Here is a 15,526-nt window from a genome sequence, read left to right on the forward strand (position 1 = left end):
GAATGACAATATATACATGAGCGGATAGGGAAGCACCTTTAGCCATGAATTTCATGGGAAAGGTGTTTTTATTTATGTATGGAAAAGTAGTCAGCGCGTGCTTGCACGGCATCGACGGAAAATTGGTGGAAGTCGAAGTCGATTTGAGCAATGGTCTGCCTCAAATGAATATTGTCGGTTTGCCCGACAGTGCAATAAAAGAGTCCATGGAACGGGTGCGCGCCGCCATTAAAAACTGCGGGTTTACCTTTCCGCTGCAGCGGATCACTATTAATTTAGCTCCTGCGGATGTGCGTAAAGAAGGGTCCGCGTTTGATTTGGCAATTGCCGCCGGCATTCTTGCCACGAGCGGACAAATTCACCAGGAGCGGATTGAAAAAACACTGCTGATCGGCGAACTTGCTTTAGATGGCTCAGTCAGGGGGATACCCGGGGTGTTGTCCATGATCGCTTCCGCCAAAGCGCACGGAATCGCTCGGATCGTACTGCCGGCGGACAATACGGAGGAAGCCTTATGGTTTGAAGGCTGTGAAGTTGTCGGGATCCGGCATTTAAGCCAGCTCTTTATCGAACTAAAAGAGAACAAGGACAAGGGTCCCGCACCTGCTGCGAATTTCATCCATCCCTCTGCTCTTGAATTAAATGCAAAGCCCTTGTCCGCTCAAGAAGACTATGCCGATGTGTACGGGCAGCAGCACGTCAAACGGGCCTTGACGATCTGCGCCGCCGGAATGCACAATATTATGCTCATCGGTCCGCCGGGTACAGGCAAAACGATGCTGGCCAAGCGCCTCCCTTCGATCATGCCGGCTATGAACGAACAGGAATCGCTGGATGTGACCAGAATTTACAGCGCTTCCGGAAAATTCGCGGATCGGAGACAGCTGGTCCGCGAACGGCCTTTTCGTATGCCGCATCATACGATTTCCGCCGCAGGATTAATCGGAGGCGGGGGAATTCCCAAGCCGGGTGAAGTCAGCCTCGCACATCGCGGCGTATTGTTTTTAGACGAGCTTCCCGAGTTTTCCAGAGTTGCCCTGGAAGTGCTGCGACAGCCTCTGGAAGACCGGTCGGTCACCATCGGTCGTGCCCGGGCTGTGTACAAGTTCCCCGCACATTTCTTGCTTGCCGCTTCCATGAATCCGTGTCCGTGCGGCTACTGGGGAGCCGAAACCGAGCAGCAGGGCTGTACTTGCAGCCCTGTCAAGGTAGCGCATTATCGTTCCAAAATATCCGGTCCGCTGCTTGACCGTATCGACCTTCACGTAGAAGTTCCTCGTATCGAATATAAGCATATCGCGCCTGCACAAGGACAGATGACCTCAGCCGAAATGCGCGCCGTCATCGAAAGCGCCCATCACATTCAGCTTCGCAGGTACCACGGCTCCGGAGTTCTATTTAATAGTGAGCTAAGCGGAAAAATGCTGCGGGAGCATGTCCAAATCGACCAAGCAACGTCCAAGCTGCTGGAGCGTTCTTTTGAAGTATTGGGGTTAAGCGTACGAGCACACGACCGGATTTTAAAAATTGCCCGGACGATCGCCGACTTGGAAGGCCAAAACGACGTTCTGCCCGAGCATGTCGCCGAGGCCCTGCAGTATAGGGCTTTGGACAAAAAAATAAATCCGCTCACGCTCCTAGGTTAAAAAGCGTTGCGGATTTGCTCGATATGCCGTACAGCTCCCGCCAGGTCCGTTAGCACGGCCAGAACATCATAACGAACCTGCCGGCCGTGCTGCCGTTCCTGATGAAGATATACTTGAGAGGTTTCGTAAATTTGCCTCTGTTTCCGAACATTCACCGATTCTTGGGGCGTTCCGAAAGCTCCCTTCCCGCTGCGGGTACGCACCTCGACAAATACAAGTATTTCACCGTCCATGGCGATGATATCAATCTCCCCGGTCCTGCACCGCCAATTTCGTGCAAGCAGCTTAAACCCCTGCTCTTTCAACCGCTGCTCTGCCGCCGCTTCACCAATGGCCCCAAGCTCTTTGCGTTTTAACCGTGACTCCGTCAACCGCCTTCCCTCCTCCACTGTTTGGCTCTCTGGTCGGATCGGTAAATAAAGGTCAGCACCTCCGCTACGAGCTTGTAAAGCTCCGGTGGAATTTCTTGATCCAAATCCAATTTAGACAGCACCTCAACAAGAGACGGATCCTCTTGGATCGGAACACCGTTTTCCTTGGCTTTTTCCATGATGGATTCGGCAATTCTCCCTTTTCCCTTAGCAATGAGCTTGGGGGCCGCCGATGATTCCGGAGCATATTTTAAGGCAACCGCCTTCTTGATTCCCTGTGGCTTCTGGGTCATATACGAATATCCACACCTTTATAACGCTGCTGCGCATATACAGACGGAAGGCCGCCTTCCCTTGGTAGCGACGCCGAACCCGACGCTTCGGAGGATTCCGGAGCTTCGGTTATCCTGGAAGGATAAGAGCTGCATTTCATGGAAATAAACTGATACCCGATTGAATTCAGTCCTTGGGCTATATCGTCTTTATGAGCCTCCAGCAGTTCTCTAGTGAACGGCAGATCATTATGAACATGTAAACTGACAATCCGGTTTACGACTTGAACATCCACCATGGTATCTCCTAACGCTTTCATTCTCAAATCAAAAACAAGCCGGCAGTTACTCTCGTCAAGCCGGCCGTTATTCCCTTTGCGGGACTGGATGTGAATGGCCGCTGTCTGTTCTCCGTTGGCATGAATCAACGGCACAAACAAAGTCACATGAGAAAACATGGCTCCCCGGTCTTGACTGAGCAGCAGCTGCTGCCCTGTGATGTGTTGAACCGCCTGCTGAGCAGCATCCTTTAAGCTCTGGGGCGCATCACTTGCCTGAGAAAGCTGCATCAGTACGCTTTTCAACGAATCGGCCGTCTTGGCCGCCTCCCCTTGCGAACCCGTAGATAATCCCACTGCACTCAACTTCTGCTCCTGCATAGTCTGTTCCAGATGTTTAATTGTCTGGTGTTCATGATCCATACCCAGCGCCTTCATCAACCGCCCCAGCAGCTGCCCTCCTTCCGGCTGATCTGACAAAGGCTGCGCCTGCGCCAACGCTGCTGCGTTCTGTTCAGCCGTGCCCTGCGCTGCCGCTCCGCCGCCTGCGCCCTGCGCTGCCGCTGCCTGCTGCTGCGCTCCCGCGCCCGCTGCCGCTCCGCCGCCTGCGCCCTGCGCCGCCGCTGCCTGCTGCTGCGCTCCCGCGCCCGCTGCCGCTCCGCCGCCTGCGCCCTGCGCCGCCGCTGCCTGCTGCTGCGCTCCCGCGCCCGCTGCCGCTCCGCCGCCTGCGCCCTGCGCTGCCGCTGCCTGCTGCTGCGCTCCCGCGCCCGCTGCCGCTCCGCCGCCTGCGCCCTGCACTGCCGCTGCCTGCTGCTGCGCTCCCGCGCCCGCTGCCGCTCCGCCGCCTGCGCCCTGCGCAAGCGCTCCACCGTCAGCTTTGCCGAGCAGCTGTCCAGCCGTCTCCCGAATCTGCTGTACCAGCTGGCGTACGCTTTCCAGCAGCGCACGGGTCTGCGGCGAATGCTCCGTCTGACCATCCAGCTCCTGTTGAACCAGCAAGCTTATATTTTCCAATGCCTTATGAAAAGGAGGACCCTGTACGGCCTGCCGCAAGGAAGCCACTGTCTCCTGCGTCAACGGCAGACCTTTTTGAAAAGCGATCACAGCCGTTGGCACCCAGTCTTCCGGCGGCACCTGCGCAGGCATACTCGACTGCAGCTGCGCGAATGCATTTGCGTTTTCCCTGGTTAGCGGAACTCCCGCTTGGTGCAGCATTTGAACCAACTGCCGATTTGCCGGAGTATCCTGAAGTCCTACCCCTTTTAATACATCTCCCAACGATACCTCCGCAATCTGCACTGTGGAAGATTGCAGGGGCTTAAGCATTACCTGCCCTCCCGAGGCTTCCGGCTGAACCTGAAGCATGGTGACCTCTCCCTGCTTTAAAGGCGTCTCCAGCTGCGCCCGAACCTGCACGCCGTTGATTTGGACCAAAGCCTCCTTATCGGATAGGAGCTGAGCCACCTTCCCTTTGACGACCTGTCCCGCTTTGAGCTCCAGCGACTTGGGCTCGGACATTTGCGTCTCACCGATCAAGCTCCGCACCATTCCGCTAATGTTCACGGCTGCCCCCCCTTTTAGACCTGCGTAATAAGAAAAGCTTCTGATCGATGCCTTTTCGATGAAGATTCATTCGTGTTTTAGATGAAGCTTTTCTTGCGATTAAGAAAGTCTTCAGCTCCGCTGAAAACTTATACTTTCTTATATCTAAAAGAAAAGCTTCTGATCGATGCCTTTTCGATGAAGATTCATTCGTGTTTCAGATGAAGCTTTTCTTGCGATTAAGAAAGTCTTCAGCTACATCGAGCATTAATGATTTTACTAGCTTAACGAACGCAAAGCCGGCTCGGGCTCGTCCGCACGCTCCCTGCCGGCTTCTTTTCCGGTTATCTTGTATATCGGCAAAACGCTTCCGTCATTTCACTAAAATAACAGCTGCTGCTCATGAACAATCTTTTTAAGGAACGTCTTTCGATGCATCGGCGAAGGTCCGTACTCCAGTATGGCCTCACGGTGCTTTTTGGTTGCATAGCCTTTATGTATGGCGATCCCGTACTCCGGATAATCCACATCCCACTGGAAGCACATCCGGTCCCGAGTCACTTTGGCGATAATCGAAGCCGCTGCAATCGACTGACTCAACGCATCTCCATGAATGATTGCAAGCTGCTCTATGGGGACATCGACTTTCTCCGCATCCACCAACAGCATATCGGGAGTCAAAGCAAGCTTTTCCACAGCTTCTTTCATGGCCAGCCTCGCCGCCTGCTTAATATTGATCCGTTCGATGGTGGGCACGTCTACAATACCGACTCCGACGGCGAGAGCCTCCTCCATGATGATCTCATACAGAGCCTCCCGTTTTTTTTCGCTTATTTTTTTGGAATCGTTCACATCCTCAAGGACAAGCCCTTGCGGCAAAATTACCGCAGCTGCAACCACATCTCCAAATAAGCAGCCTCGCCCGACTTCATCCACTCCGGCGATACAAAGCTTTCCCCGCTGCCATAAATCACGTTCGTATTCCAGCATCCGTTTCACCTGCAATTGTTGTACATTCTGCCATGATGTAACATTATACCTTACCGGGTGCAGCTTGCCTACCCCTATACCGAACCACCCACATTTTCGTTAAAATTTTAGTTAGCGGCCTAATATATGAAAAAATCCTCGATGATCGCCGTCACTTTTCAATTAATCGTTTCTCGCAGCTTAATTGTCAGTAACATAAACCTGCCTCAAAAAACATACGACAGAGCAATCCCAACTGTTTAGCTGCCGTTTTGGGAGTTAACTATTTTGGCGAAGCTTTATTCGGATGCCGCAACGTTCCAATGACGTTCCTCACCCGGTGATAGAGCCGTCTCCTTGACTTTGTCTGATGGCGCAGCGTTAGTTAGATCTCTAGCAGAACGCTCCTGAATCAACGTTAGCATGTTCGAATGGCAGATTGCTTCCTCTGCAATAAGGCTCTACCTTATCCTTTAAAAGGAGAAGCCTCCTTCTAATATTGCCCGCGCTGGAAAACATGAAGTAAAAACAACTGCTTTCGGAGATTTCAAAGTAAACTGTCGAAATTAGATGGGGCAATCCCTCTTCATTTGACCACTCGGGCAGCTGCAATCGAATTAAATCCATCTTTTCCCGTTATTTGCGGGGTATCCTGTTCGGCGCAACGTAACATTAGTTATTTGCAGTCACCGTTCTACTTCGCACGCAAACCGGCTATGCATTCGCACAGCTAAAAAGCGACTCTTAACTTTTAACATGGGCGTCAGGCGCCTTGTCCGCTACCAAATCCAAGGCGACGTTATGCTCAAGAAGCGCCTTTAGCCCGCAAAGCACCATCATATATCCTCCCATCGCGTCCATAGCTTGATTTACGATATCGTCTCCATCTCCAGTAAACCCTGAGTTTGTAATCGTGACAAAGGTTTCGTTATCTGGTCGGGGAGTAAATATCCACTCGACCTTGGTGCTGTCTGATGATTCTATCCAAATCCGCTTGTTTTATTCGATTTCCAGTACATAAACGTCATCAGAAACGCCGTACATCTCCAATCCCGCGGCACATGCTTTCCCGCCTCTAATCTTCCGCTGCTTTTGGTGAACCAACATTTTGTAATTATTTCCAGATTGATAAGAGCTTCAAACCCTTCTTCAACCGGTCTGCGAATCAGCATTTCCGCCTTAACTACCGGTACAGATTCAGTGCTGCCATCCGGATTTTTCCTTTCATCGTTCTAGGTTTCTTAAATGATAGCATATCACATACGCTAGGGTTTCTTATCCATTGCTCTATTACCCTGTTATGTAGATACCCGTTTCATTCAAAAAAGCTTGGATCTCTATCCAGCATGACATGTCCTTGCCCTAGCTCGATCTCAAAGAAACCTGCCATATCTTTTGGATTATCAATGATATTGTCGCTTCCGATGAGGATGATATTCCGTAGGTCAGACGCGTCCTTTCCCTGCAGGGAAAATGCTCTTGAGTAAGCATAAGTTTCTCTAAGCGTCATATGAATGGCATTCATCAGCCGGTCGTTCTTCGGTTTTCCCATTAGATTTAGGATAATACCCCCTCGGGAGTTGAGCTTTTCCTTGGTCATCTTGAAAAATTCCATGGTTGTTAAATGAAGCGGCGTCCCCTCTTTGGTGAACGCATCCAAGATAATAAAATCATATGTATTCGGTTCTTCATTCAAAAGGATCCGGCGCCCATCTCCGACAACAACATTATCCTTGCGGTATCCAAAAAACACCTTGCTTAATTCCACTACCTTCTCGTCGATTTCCGCTATTTTAAATTGCTTGTCCGGGTAATGGCCGGCGATCGTGCCAATCCCATGCCCGATGACAAACACGTTTTCGAAATAAGGAACATGGCATTCCATCAGATGTATAATGGCCCTCGGGTATTCCAGCACGATGCGCTTTTGATCCTTCAAGTCTATTGCGCCTTGTACAGCATCGTCTGAAAACTGCAGGAATCGATATTTCCCTACCTTCCCATACAACTGCGCAGCATCGTATACCGCAATCTCATTATATTTGCTTAACACCTTAGCCAGCAGATGCAAATCATCGATCTCCTTCCGTGTAAAGAATCAGAATTCAACAAATGAAAAAAAGAAGCGGATCACCTGACGGCCGTCCCACTTCTTCCTCATTACGTATATGCTTCTGTCATTTCATCCGGCGTTTCCATGCTGAACCTGCCAAGCTTACCGGCTCGAAGCTCGCGCAATATGGCAAGCGACGCTTTCTCCAGATCCACTCGGCCACCGCTCATGAGGGCTCCGCGTTTACGGCCGATCGCTTCCATTAATTCCACGATCGCGTTCGGATCTTCGAGCTCCTCCGGCATTTCATCTATGCCGAAGCGTTCTTTCAGGGCCTCGCCATAATGCCCGGCCAAATAACGCACCGCAAAAAACGCAATCTCTTCCGAATGCAAAATCTCCTCTTTGATCGCTCCCGTAGCCGCTAACCGCAAGCCGACCGTTTGGTCTTCAAACTTGGGCCACAAAATGCCCGGCGTATCCAGCAGTTCCATTTCCGTTCCCACTTTGATCCACTGCTGGCCTTTGGTTACCCCCGGCCTGTCACCGGTAGCCGCTATTTTACGGCCTGCCATTCGGTTGATCAATGTCGATTTACCGACGTTCGGAATGCCTACGATCAAAGCGCGGATCGAACGAGGGTTGATCCCCTTACGCTGCTGGGCTTCGATTTTGTTCGCCAAAAGCTCTTTGCTGCGCTGTATGATCTCTTTGACCGGATTGCCCTGGACAGAATCGATCGGAAGCGCCCGCAGTCCCTGCTCCGCAAAGTAATCAATCCACTGCTTCGTCACGACCGGATCTGCCAGATCGCTCTTATTCAGCAGCACCATACGGGGCTTATTCAGCAAAATCTCATCAATCATCGGGTTACGGCTGGACAAAGGAATCCGCGCATCCAGCAGCTCAATCGCCAGATCGATCAGCTTCAGCTTATCCTGAATTTGCCGCCGCGCCCGCGTCATGTGACCCGGAAACCATTGGATCGTCATTGGTAGGCCACCTCAACTTTACACCTTTAATCTATGCTCTAAGTCTAAAAATGGACCAAACTTATTTTATCAAACGGCCAGAAAATCAAATCGGCTCGTCCGACAATCTGTTCGTATTTAACAAAGCCTACCGTACTGTCCCGGCTATCCGAGCTGTTGGAACGATTGTCCCCCATGACGAATATACTTCCTTCCGGTACGGTTTGCTCCGGGTAATTTCTTGTGTTATAAGGTTTCCCTTGTTGCGCCGCTTCATCCAAAGCCTGCTTCAGGTACGGCTCGTCCAGTAATTGATCGTTAACAAACACCTGATCGCCGTCCACCCGCACTTTTTCTCCAGGCAATGCAATGACGCGCTTGATATAATCTTTGTCTTTGGTGGCATGGAACACAAGGACTTCCCCTCGTTCCGGCTCGCCGAACTTGTATGTTAGCTTATTGACGATAAGGCGTTCACCGGTGTAAAAATTCGGCTCCATCGAAGGCCCTTCCACAATGAACGGGGCGAAAATGAGCCAGCGTATAAAAAACACGAGAGCGGCTGCGATCAGCAGCGCTTTGATCCATTCCCAAGCTTCGTTTTTGATCGGGTTCGCTTTTTCTACGGTCTGATCCTGCTCCATATTCTTTCCTGCCCTTTCGCCAATGTAAGTAAAAAACGAAAAGGAGCTTGGTTCGCAAGCCCCTCTTGTTTCTTATCGAATTTCTTGAATTCTAGCTGCTTTACCGCGCAGACCGCGAAGATAGTAGAGCTTCGCGCGACGGACTTTACCACGGCGAGCCACTTCAATCTTATCGATCTTTGGAGTGTTAATCGGGAACGTTCTTTCAACGCCGACACCGTAAGAAATTTTTCTTACTGTGAACGTTTCGCTGATTCCGCCGCCGCGACGCTTAATTACAACGCCTTCGAACAACTGAATCCGTTCACGCGAACCCTCGATAACCTTAACATACACTTTCAAAGTGTCGCCAGGACGAAAGCTTGGAATGTCTGTGCGAAGCTGTTCCTTCGTAATCTCTTGGATCAAATTCATGGATGACTCCCTCCTTCCACACAGGTGTTCTTGCCGCCTCTTCAGATGTAGGATTCTTTCGTTGTTACGAGCAGAGGACCACCGTATTCGAGCAAAAATGCCACAACGTTATGTATCATAGCATAAATAAAAGAGAAACTCAAGAATAGGATTTCATTAAATGACAAAATCATTCAAAAGCTTCACTTTTACCGTATAGCACCAAATAGTAGAATCCATCATGTGCCGAAGCACCTCCGCCGCTTCCACCCCCTAAGGCACTCAGCATTTTGGACAAGCCGGGAGCCGGATATTTCAACACCAGAGTGATCGTGGGGTCCGCCGCGTCCCGAAAGACCTTTGTTCCGGTGCTTCCTGTAAAGGCCGGGTATGCGGTCCCATCTATCATAACCGGACCCATCCCCAGCTCGGCTAGTCTGGCGCGCAAGTTCGCTTCTATAAGCGGGCTAATATACCCTACCGCTTCGGCTTCCTTTAAACCGTGATTTGCGATCGTATTCAAATGGTTTCCTTTCATCACATAAACAAAAAAAGGGACAATCGCAAAGGATAAGAACAGCATGATCGGTATAATGAATAAAGTAACAAGGACATTGGCCATTCCCTCTTCGTCGTGCAGGATCGAAATCCTTCTTGTCATCTTTGTCTCCCTGTCAATTGGTTACGTAATCAAAGCTGCGGACCTTCTCTGTGATCCTCATATGACCGTCTCTAATTTGCTCATTCACGCCCTGTCCGCCCGCCGGACGGAAAATATAAATGCAAATCCCAAATATCAGAACAACGCTCAAGCAAGTAATAATCAGCTTGCTCATGGTCTTATGGAGCCGCAGCCGTTACTGTGCCGTTGGTCAGATTAACTGCAGCTGTAGTGATACTGGTATTCAAGCTCGCGCCCTTTGTGCTGACCGCGGGTCCTACCTGGGTTCCGGCGACAAACATGGCCGCCCCTCCAAGCAGTACGGTAAGAAGGCAGGCAATCACTAATTTTCCCATGAATATTCATCATCTCCTCATTGGAATGCGCTGTCGATTTGCGCTCTCGTCTGGTTTCCCGCGGATCCTGCTGCCGGAACAATCTGTGCCCCCAGGACATAGAGTGTGGCGCCTGAAAGCAATACGGACATGAGAACCGCTATGACAATCTTGGACATATATGCCTCCTCATCGGAAGTCGCAGCTCCTTCAGCCAGAGAACCGCTTTCCTTCTCCATTTCGTGCGGGACACGCGCAAGCCCCCTTTCTGTTTTATGTTCACGTGCCGGCTCCCGATTGTGCAAAAAACCAACCAAATACAAAAACCGCCCTATGCATGCACATCAAGCATGACATAAGGCGGTTCTTCCGCACGTGTATTTCGTTATATGTATCTTATCATATTTCTATCAAAAATGCAATAAATAGGAAGTTTTTCATTTAGAGGTAACTTTTCTTGAAATGATAGAAGGGTTGAGCTCCGCTGAAAACTTATACATTCTATCCTGATAAGAAATCACTTGTGCCCTTCCGTTTGATCCCTGACAGCTTCTGCCGCCTTTTGCTCCTCAAGCCAGCGGCGTTCTTTCTCCGTCAGCTCAACCTGCTCCAGCAGATCCGGACGCTTCTTCCATGTCCGCAGCAGCGATTGCTTACGGCGCCAATCCTCAATGTTGCCGTGATGTCCGGAGATCAGGATGTCCGGTACCTCCCAGTCACGAAACTTAGCCGGACGGGTATAGTGGGGGTATTCAAGAAGTCCCGTACTGAACGAATCGGTGACGGCCGACGTTTCGTTGCCAAGAACACCCGGAATCAGGCGCGCCACGCTATCGATAATCACCATGGCAGGAAGCTCGCCGCCCGTAAGCACGTAATCGCCTATGGAGAGCTCGTCGGTCACCAGATGCTCCCGGATCCGTTCGTCATACCCTTCATAATGGCCGCATATAAAAATCAGATGCTTCTCGCGCGAAAGCTCCTCTGCTTTTTTCTGCGTAAAGGGCTCGCCTTGGGGACACATCAGAATGACTCTGGGACGCTGCTCAAGACCGGTAGTCAGCTCCTCTACGGCGGCAAAGATCGGTTCGGGCTTGAGCACCATGCCGCCGCCGCCCCCATAAGGGTAATCGTCGACGGTGTTATGCTTGTTGTTAGCATAATCCCGGAAATTTACCGTACCCAGCTCTATAAGACCTTTTTCCCGTGCCTTTCCTAATATGCTGGAGGAAAACACACCTTCAAACATTGCCGGAAACAATGTCAGTACATCGATTTTCATAGATCCCGCAGACCTTCCATCAGATGCACCGTCACCTTTTTTTGCTCTACATCCACGTTCAGGACTACCTCGTCAATGTAAGGAAGCAAGAGCGGTTTCCCTTTAGAGCGCTCCACCACCCACACATCGTTAGCGCCGGGAGATAAAATGTCGCTGATGGTTCCAAGCTCCTCCCCCTCTTCCGTAAAGACGCGGCAGCCTATGATTTCATGGTAGTAAAATTCTTCATCCTCCAGCTCGGACAAATACTGCTCTTCGACCTTCAGAAGCCAACCCTTGTACTTCTCGACTTCATTGATATCGTTATAGCCTAGGAATCGGGCGATGATCATATTTTTATGTTCCCGCGACGATTCAACGACTACCGAAATCTGCGCTCCGTTCTCAGGGTTAAAAAACACGAGCTTACTGCCCTTGGCAAACCGTTCTTCCAAAAAATCGGTCTGCGACACGATCTTAAGCTCGCCGCGAATGCCGTGCGTATTTACAATTTTGCCAACCGTGTATAACTTTTCGCTCATCGTTACCTCCGGAGCCTGCTTTATAATAGAAGAAAAGAGTTAGGAGCAGCTCCTAACCCTCATCTTTTCCATTACGACACGATTTCAACCGAAACCCGTTTGGGTTCCTTCACTGCAGCGGATGTGACCACGGTGCGAAGCGCCTTGGCAATACGTCCCTGCTTGCCGATCACTTTCCCGACATCGTCCGGGTGAACGGACAGCTCGAACGTAATGGAGCGTTCATCTTCCACCGTATTCACGCGTACTTCTTCGGGATGATCCACCAACGCCTTAGCGATAACGGTAATAAGATCCTTCATCGTACCCTCCGAATCTTACAGATTACTTCTGCAGTTTGGATTCGTGAAACTTAGTCATAATTCCGGCTTTGCTGAACAAGCTGCGAACAGTATCGGAAGCTTGAGCACCGGTTTGAAGCCATTTCAGTGCTTTTTCCTCGTCAATATTCACAATAGCTGGTTGAGCCACCGGATTGTATGTGCCAATCTCCTCGATAAAGCGACCGTCACGCGGAGAACGGGAATCCGAAACCACTACGCGGTAAAAAGGAGCTTTGTGAGCGCCCATACGCTTCAGACGAATGCGAGTTGCCATGCATATCACCTCCCCAATAGAGTCAAAATTAGTGCATCTTTAAAACGGGAACTTCATCCCGCGGCCGAGCTTCTTGAGCTGTTTCATTTGCTTGGCCCCTTTGGGCCCCATCATGCCTGAGAACTGCTTCATCATTTTGCGCATGTCTTCAAACTGCTTGATAAAGCGGTTGACGTCCTGAATGGAGTTGCCGCTGCCCGCCGCCAGGCGCTTGCGCCGGCTCGGGTTCAGCAGATCGGGGTTTTGCCGTTCTTCCTTTGTCATCGATTTGACGATTGCAGCGACCCGCGACATCTGCTTGTCGTCCACCTTGAGGTCCTTCATGCCCTTCATCTTGCCGGCGCCGGGCAGCATGTCGAGAAGCTGATCGAGCGGACCAAGCTTTTTGACCTGCTCCATCTGATCAAGGAAATCGTCGAACGTAAATTCCGCTGTGCGCAGCTTGCGTTCCATCTCCTTGGCTTTATCGGCGTCGATGGTCGCCTGCGCTTTCTCGATCAAGGTCAGCATATCGCCCATGCCGAGAATCCGCGAAGCCATCCGTTCCGGATGGAACGGCTCAAGCGCATCCAGCTTCTCGCCCATCGCAGCGAATTTGATCGGGCAGCCCGTGACCGCTTTAACGGACAGAGCGGCACCGCCGCGCGTATCGCCGTCAAGCTTCGTCAGAACAACGCCGGTGAGCTCCAGCTGTTTATGGAAGCTCTCCGCGACATTGACTGCGTCTTGTCCGGTCATCGCGTCGACGACAAGCAGGATCTCGTTGGGATTCACCGCTTCGGCGATTTGCTTCAGCTCATCCATCAAGCTTTCGTCAATGTGCAAACGACCTGCGGTATCGATGATCAAATAATCGTTGTTATGATCTTTCGCATGCTGCAGCGCCTGCTTGGCGATATCGACCGGGCTTACCTTATCGCCGAGTGCGAATACCGGGATTTTGAGCTGCTCCCCAAGCACCTGCAGCTGCTTGATCGCGGCCGGACGGTAAATATCCGCCGCAGCAAGCAGCGGCCTGTGATTTTGCTGCAGCAGCATCTTGGCCAGCTTGCCGGAGGTCGTCGTTTTACCCGCACCCTGCAGACCCGCCATCATAATGACCGTCGGCGGCTTGGTCGCACGCGCCAGCTTGCTCTGCGTACCGCCCATTAAGGCGGTGAGCTCCTTGTTTACGATGTCGACAACGACCATGCCCGGCGTGAAGCTTTGCAGCACTTCCTGTCCAATCGCCCGTTCCTTCACCTTCGCGACGAATTCTTTGACGACCTTAAAGTTCACGTCCGCTTCCAGAAGAGCAAGACGCACCTCGCGCAGCGCTTCGTTAACATCGTCCTCCGTAAGCTTGCCTTTTCCTCTAAGCTTACTGAACACGCTTTGCAATCGGCTGGATAATCCTTCGAATGCCATAGGGCGTCACCACCTTCCGAAGGGAATATTAGTCAAGTTCATAAAGGCGTTCCGTTATAGCCTTGGCTTCCGCTTGCTTTGCTGCGGACAAGTCCCCGACTACAAGCTCAAGCTGCTGAAGGAGCTTCCGCCGCTCCTCGTGTTTGGCGAGCAGCTGCAGCTTCGCTTCATAATCCTCCAGCACGGATTCGGCCCGTTTAATATGCTCGTATACCGCTTGGCGGCTAATATTGAATTCCGCCGCAATCTCCCCAAGCGAATAATCGTCATGAAAATAATGCTTCAAAAAGATTTGCTGCTTCTCCGTCAGCAGCCGTTCATAGAAATCGAACAGCAAATTGATCCGAGTCGTCTTCGAAAGGACGGTTTCTTCCGTCATCCGTGCCTCACCTCCGTTAAGGTAAAACACTTTACAGCAAGCAACATCACCTATCATACTGAATTCGCAGATCGTTGTCAAGCATTTGTCCTTGTCAGTACAAATCCCTGCCGGCATGCGGCTGGGAGAATTCAAGATCTAGCCTTAAAACGATGTGTCAGCTCTCCGCCTGCTCCTGGTTCTTGTCCGATTCCGCAATCCATTTGCTGAATAGGGCATGGACGAACTGATCGGAATCGAAGGGCTGCAGATCGTCCATCTTCTCCCCGAGGCCGACAAATTTAACCGGCAGCTTCAGCTCTTGACGGATGGCCACGACGATACCGCCCTTGGCCGTTCCGTCCAGCTTCGTCAACACAAGGCCGGACAACCCCGACTTCTCGTCGAACAGCTTCGCCTGGGTCATAGCATTCTGTCCCGTCGTCGCATCCAGTACAAGCAGCACCTCATGCGGCGCTTCCGGTACTTCGCGGCGAATGACGCGGTAAATCTTGTTGAGCTCCTCCATCAGGTTTACCTTGTTCTGCAGCCGTCCGGCCGTATCGCACAGCAGCACGTCCACACCCCGCGATTTGGCCGCCTGCAGCGCATCGTACATCACCGCCGCCGGATCGGACCCCGCCTGCTGCTTGATGACATCCACGCCGACCCGGCGCCCCCATTCCTCCAGCTGCTCAATCGCGCCGGCCCGGAAGGTATCTCCGGCCGCAAGCAGCACCTTTTTGCCCTGAGACTTCAACATATGCGCCATTTTGCCGATCGTGGTCGTTTTGCCGACCCCGTTCACGCCGACGAACAAGATGACCGTCAGTCCGGTATCCGCCATCTTAAGCTCCGCCTGCTGATTGCCCTTGAGAAGAGCAATCAGCATTTCAGACAAAATCGGCTGAAGCTCGCTCGGGCTTTCGATTTTGCGTTTGCGAACCTCGCTGCGAAGGTCGTCAATCAGCTTCAACACCGTATTTACGCCCACATCGGCACCGATTAAAATTTCCTCAAGCTCCTCATAAAAGTCCTCGTCGATCTTTTTACGGCGCGAGAACAAATCCTCCACCCGTTCGACGAACACGTCTCTTGTTTTCGCCAAGCCTTCTTTAAATTTATTGGTTACCGATTCGGTTTTGCTCGAGATCGATTCCCTTAGACGTTTGAAAAAGCTCACTGCTGGGCACCCGCCTTTATGTTCAATATGGACTATTCGCTAG

General features: G+C 51.4%; 19 protein-coding genes and 1 pseudogene. 1 reads left to right on the forward strand and 19 read right to left on the reverse strand.

What is annotated here, in order from left to right; translation table 11 throughout:
* Positions 1-74: 74 nt before the first annotated feature.
* The gene (locus ACZYR9_RS01660; protein WP_488976710.1) at positions 75-1,646 is read left to right on the forward strand and encodes a YifB family Mg chelatase-like AAA ATPase; all 1,572 of its coding nucleotides are present in this window, start codon (positions 75-77) and stop codon (positions 1,644-1,646) included.
* Here ACZYR9_RS01660 and ACZYR9_RS01665 read toward each other — a convergent pair.
* From ACZYR9_RS01665 to ftsY, 19 genes and pseudogenes are all read right to left on the reverse strand, one after another.
* Positions 1,643-2,017, reverse strand: a complete 375-nt coding sequence (locus ACZYR9_RS01665; protein ID WP_488976711.1) for a YraN family protein — start codon at positions 2,015-2,017, stop codon at positions 1,643-1,645. The two genes, ACZYR9_RS01660 and ACZYR9_RS01665, sit on opposite strands and share 4 nt — an antisense overlap.
* Complete coding sequence (locus tag ACZYR9_RS01670; protein ID WP_488976712.1) at positions 2,014-2,310, reverse strand: EscU/YscU/HrcU family type III secretion system export apparatus switch protein; 297 nt, start codon at positions 2,308-2,310, stop codon at positions 2,014-2,016. The genes ACZYR9_RS01665 and ACZYR9_RS01670 overlap by 4 nt, the downstream gene beginning before the upstream one ends.
* Entirely contained in the window at positions 2,307-4,130 is a 1,824-nt protein-coding gene (locus tag ACZYR9_RS01675; RefSeq protein ID WP_488976713.1) for a hypothetical protein, read from the reverse strand. The genes ACZYR9_RS01670 and ACZYR9_RS01675 overlap by 4 nt, the downstream gene beginning before the upstream one ends.
* A gap of 360 nt (positions 4,131-4,490) precedes the next feature.
* Positions 4,491-5,162, reverse strand: a complete 672-nt coding sequence (gene rnhB, locus ACZYR9_RS01680) for a ribonuclease HII (protein ID WP_488977125.1) — start codon at positions 5,160-5,162, stop codon at positions 4,491-4,493.
* Between the two features lie 660 nt (positions 5,163-5,822).
* Positions 5,823-6,250, reverse strand: a pseudogene (locus ACZYR9_RS01685) (SRPBCC family protein).
* A gap of 143 nt (positions 6,251-6,393) precedes the next feature.
* On the reverse strand, positions 6,394-7,149 hold the full coding sequence (locus ACZYR9_RS01690; protein ID WP_488976714.1) for a spermidine synthase: 756 nt from the start codon (positions 7,147-7,149) through the stop codon (positions 6,394-6,396).
* An 89-nt stretch (positions 7,150-7,238) separates the two neighbouring features.
* Positions 7,239-8,123 (reverse strand): ribosome biogenesis GTPase YlqF, encoded by an 885-nt coding sequence (gene ylqF / locus ACZYR9_RS01695; protein ID WP_488976715.1) that lies wholly within the window; start codon positions 8,121-8,123, stop codon positions 7,239-7,241.
* Between the two features lie 44 nt (positions 8,124-8,167).
* The gene (gene lepB, locus ACZYR9_RS01700) at positions 8,168-8,746 is read right to left on the reverse strand and encodes a signal peptidase I (RefSeq protein WP_488976716.1); all 579 of its coding nucleotides are present in this window, start codon (positions 8,744-8,746) and stop codon (positions 8,168-8,170) included.
* 72 nt (positions 8,747-8,818) lie between these two features.
* Entirely contained in the window at positions 8,819-9,160 is a 342-nt protein-coding gene (gene rplS, locus ACZYR9_RS01705) for a 50S ribosomal protein L19 (protein WP_488976717.1), read from the reverse strand.
* A 169-nt stretch (positions 9,161-9,329) separates the two neighbouring features.
* A complete protein-coding gene (locus tag ACZYR9_RS01710) occupies positions 9,330-9,800 on the reverse strand; it encodes a hypothetical protein (RefSeq protein ID WP_488976718.1) in 471 nt (156 codons plus the stop codon).
* Between the two features lie 179 nt (positions 9,801-9,979).
* Positions 9,980-10,156, reverse strand: coding sequence for a hypothetical protein (locus ACZYR9_RS01715; protein ID WP_488976719.1), 177 nt, complete (start codon positions 10,154-10,156; stop codon positions 9,980-9,982).
* Between the two features lie 17 nt (positions 10,157-10,173).
* On the reverse strand, positions 10,174-10,452 hold the full coding sequence (locus ACZYR9_RS01720) for a hypothetical protein (RefSeq protein ID WP_488976720.1): 279 nt from the start codon (positions 10,450-10,452) through the stop codon (positions 10,174-10,176).
* A gap of 200 nt (positions 10,453-10,652) precedes the next feature.
* Positions 10,653-11,417: a tRNA (guanosine(37)-N1)-methyltransferase TrmD gene (trmD, locus tag ACZYR9_RS01725; RefSeq protein WP_488976721.1), complete on the reverse strand. Its 765-nt coding sequence runs from the start codon at positions 11,415-11,417 to the stop codon at positions 10,653-10,655.
* Positions 11,414-11,938: a ribosome maturation factor RimM gene (rimM, locus tag ACZYR9_RS01730; protein ID WP_488976722.1), complete on the reverse strand. Its 525-nt coding sequence runs from the start codon at positions 11,936-11,938 to the stop codon at positions 11,414-11,416. The genes trmD and rimM overlap by 4 nt, the downstream gene beginning before the upstream one ends.
* A 71-nt stretch (positions 11,939-12,009) precedes the next feature.
* Entirely contained in the window at positions 12,010-12,240 is a 231-nt protein-coding gene (locus tag ACZYR9_RS01735) for a KH domain-containing protein (RefSeq protein ID WP_488976723.1), read from the reverse strand.
* 22 nt (positions 12,241-12,262) lie between these two features.
* Positions 12,263-12,535 carry a 30S ribosomal protein S16 gene (rpsP, locus tag ACZYR9_RS01740; protein WP_159886997.1) on the reverse strand — a complete coding sequence of 91 codons (273 nt, stop codon included), beginning with the start codon at positions 12,533-12,535 and terminating at the stop codon, positions 12,263-12,265.
* A 39-nt stretch (positions 12,536-12,574) separates the two neighbouring features.
* On the reverse strand, positions 12,575-13,942 hold the full coding sequence (gene ffh / locus ACZYR9_RS01745) for a signal recognition particle protein (protein WP_488976724.1): 1,368 nt from the start codon (positions 13,940-13,942) through the stop codon (positions 12,575-12,577).
* A gap of 28 nt (positions 13,943-13,970) precedes the next feature.
* Positions 13,971-14,321 carry a putative DNA-binding protein gene (locus ACZYR9_RS01750; RefSeq protein ID WP_488976725.1) on the reverse strand — a complete coding sequence of 117 codons (351 nt, stop codon included), beginning with the start codon at positions 14,319-14,321 and terminating at the stop codon, positions 13,971-13,973.
* A gap of 157 nt (positions 14,322-14,478) precedes the next feature.
* Positions 14,479-15,483, reverse strand: coding sequence for a signal recognition particle-docking protein FtsY (gene ftsY, locus ACZYR9_RS01755; protein ID WP_488976726.1), 1,005 nt, complete (start codon positions 15,481-15,483; stop codon positions 14,479-14,481).
* Positions 15,484-15,526: the final 43 nt, after the last annotated feature.

It is taken from the genome of Paenibacillus sp. F024, assembly GCF_057814255.1.

Bases quoted from the DNA above. Each gene is read 5' to 3' on its own strand.
- ACZYR9_RS01660 (WP_488976710.1), top strand. From the start codon at position 75: ATGTATGGAAAAGTAGTCAGCGCGTGCTTGCACGGCATCGACGGAAAA.
- ACZYR9_RS01670 (WP_488976712.1), bottom strand. From the start codon at position 2,310: ATGACCCAGAAGCCACAGGGAATCAAGAAGGCGGTTGCCTTAAAATAT.
- ylqF (WP_488976715.1), bottom strand. From the start codon at position 8,123: ATGACGATCCAATGGTTTCCGGGTCACATGACGCGGGCGCGGCGGCAA.
- lepB (WP_488976716.1), bottom strand. From the start codon at position 8,746: ATGGAGCAGGATCAGACCGTAGAAAAAGCGAACCCGATCAAAAACGAA.
- rplS (WP_488976717.1), bottom strand. From the start codon at position 9,160: ATGAATTTGATCCAAGAGATTACGAAGGAACAGCTTCGCACAGACATT.
- ACZYR9_RS01710 (WP_488976718.1), bottom strand. From the start codon at position 9,800: ATGACAAGAAGGATTTCGATCCTGCACGACGAAGAGGGAATGGCCAAT.
- ACZYR9_RS01715 (WP_488976719.1), bottom strand. From the start codon at position 10,156: ATGGGAAAATTAGTGATTGCCTGCCTTCTTACCGTACTGCTTGGAGGG.
- trmD (WP_488976721.1), bottom strand. From the start codon at position 11,417: ATGAAAATCGATGTACTGACATTGTTTCCGGCAATGTTTGAAGGTGTG.
- rimM (WP_488976722.1), bottom strand. From the start codon at position 11,938: ATGAGCGAAAAGTTATACACGGTTGGCAAAATTGTAAATACGCACGGC.
- ACZYR9_RS01735 (WP_488976723.1), bottom strand. From the start codon at position 12,240: ATGAAGGATCTTATTACCGTTATCGCTAAGGCGTTGGTGGATCATCCC.
- rpsP (WP_159886997.1), bottom strand. From the start codon at position 12,535: ATGGCAACTCGCATTCGTCTGAAGCGTATGGGCGCTCACAAAGCTCCT.
- ffh (WP_488976724.1), bottom strand. From the start codon at position 13,942: ATGGCATTCGAAGGATTATCCAGCCGATTGCAAAGCGTGTTCAGTAAG.
- ACZYR9_RS01750 (WP_488976725.1), bottom strand. From the start codon at position 14,321: ATGACGGAAGAAACCGTCCTTTCGAAGACGACTCGGATCAATTTGCTG.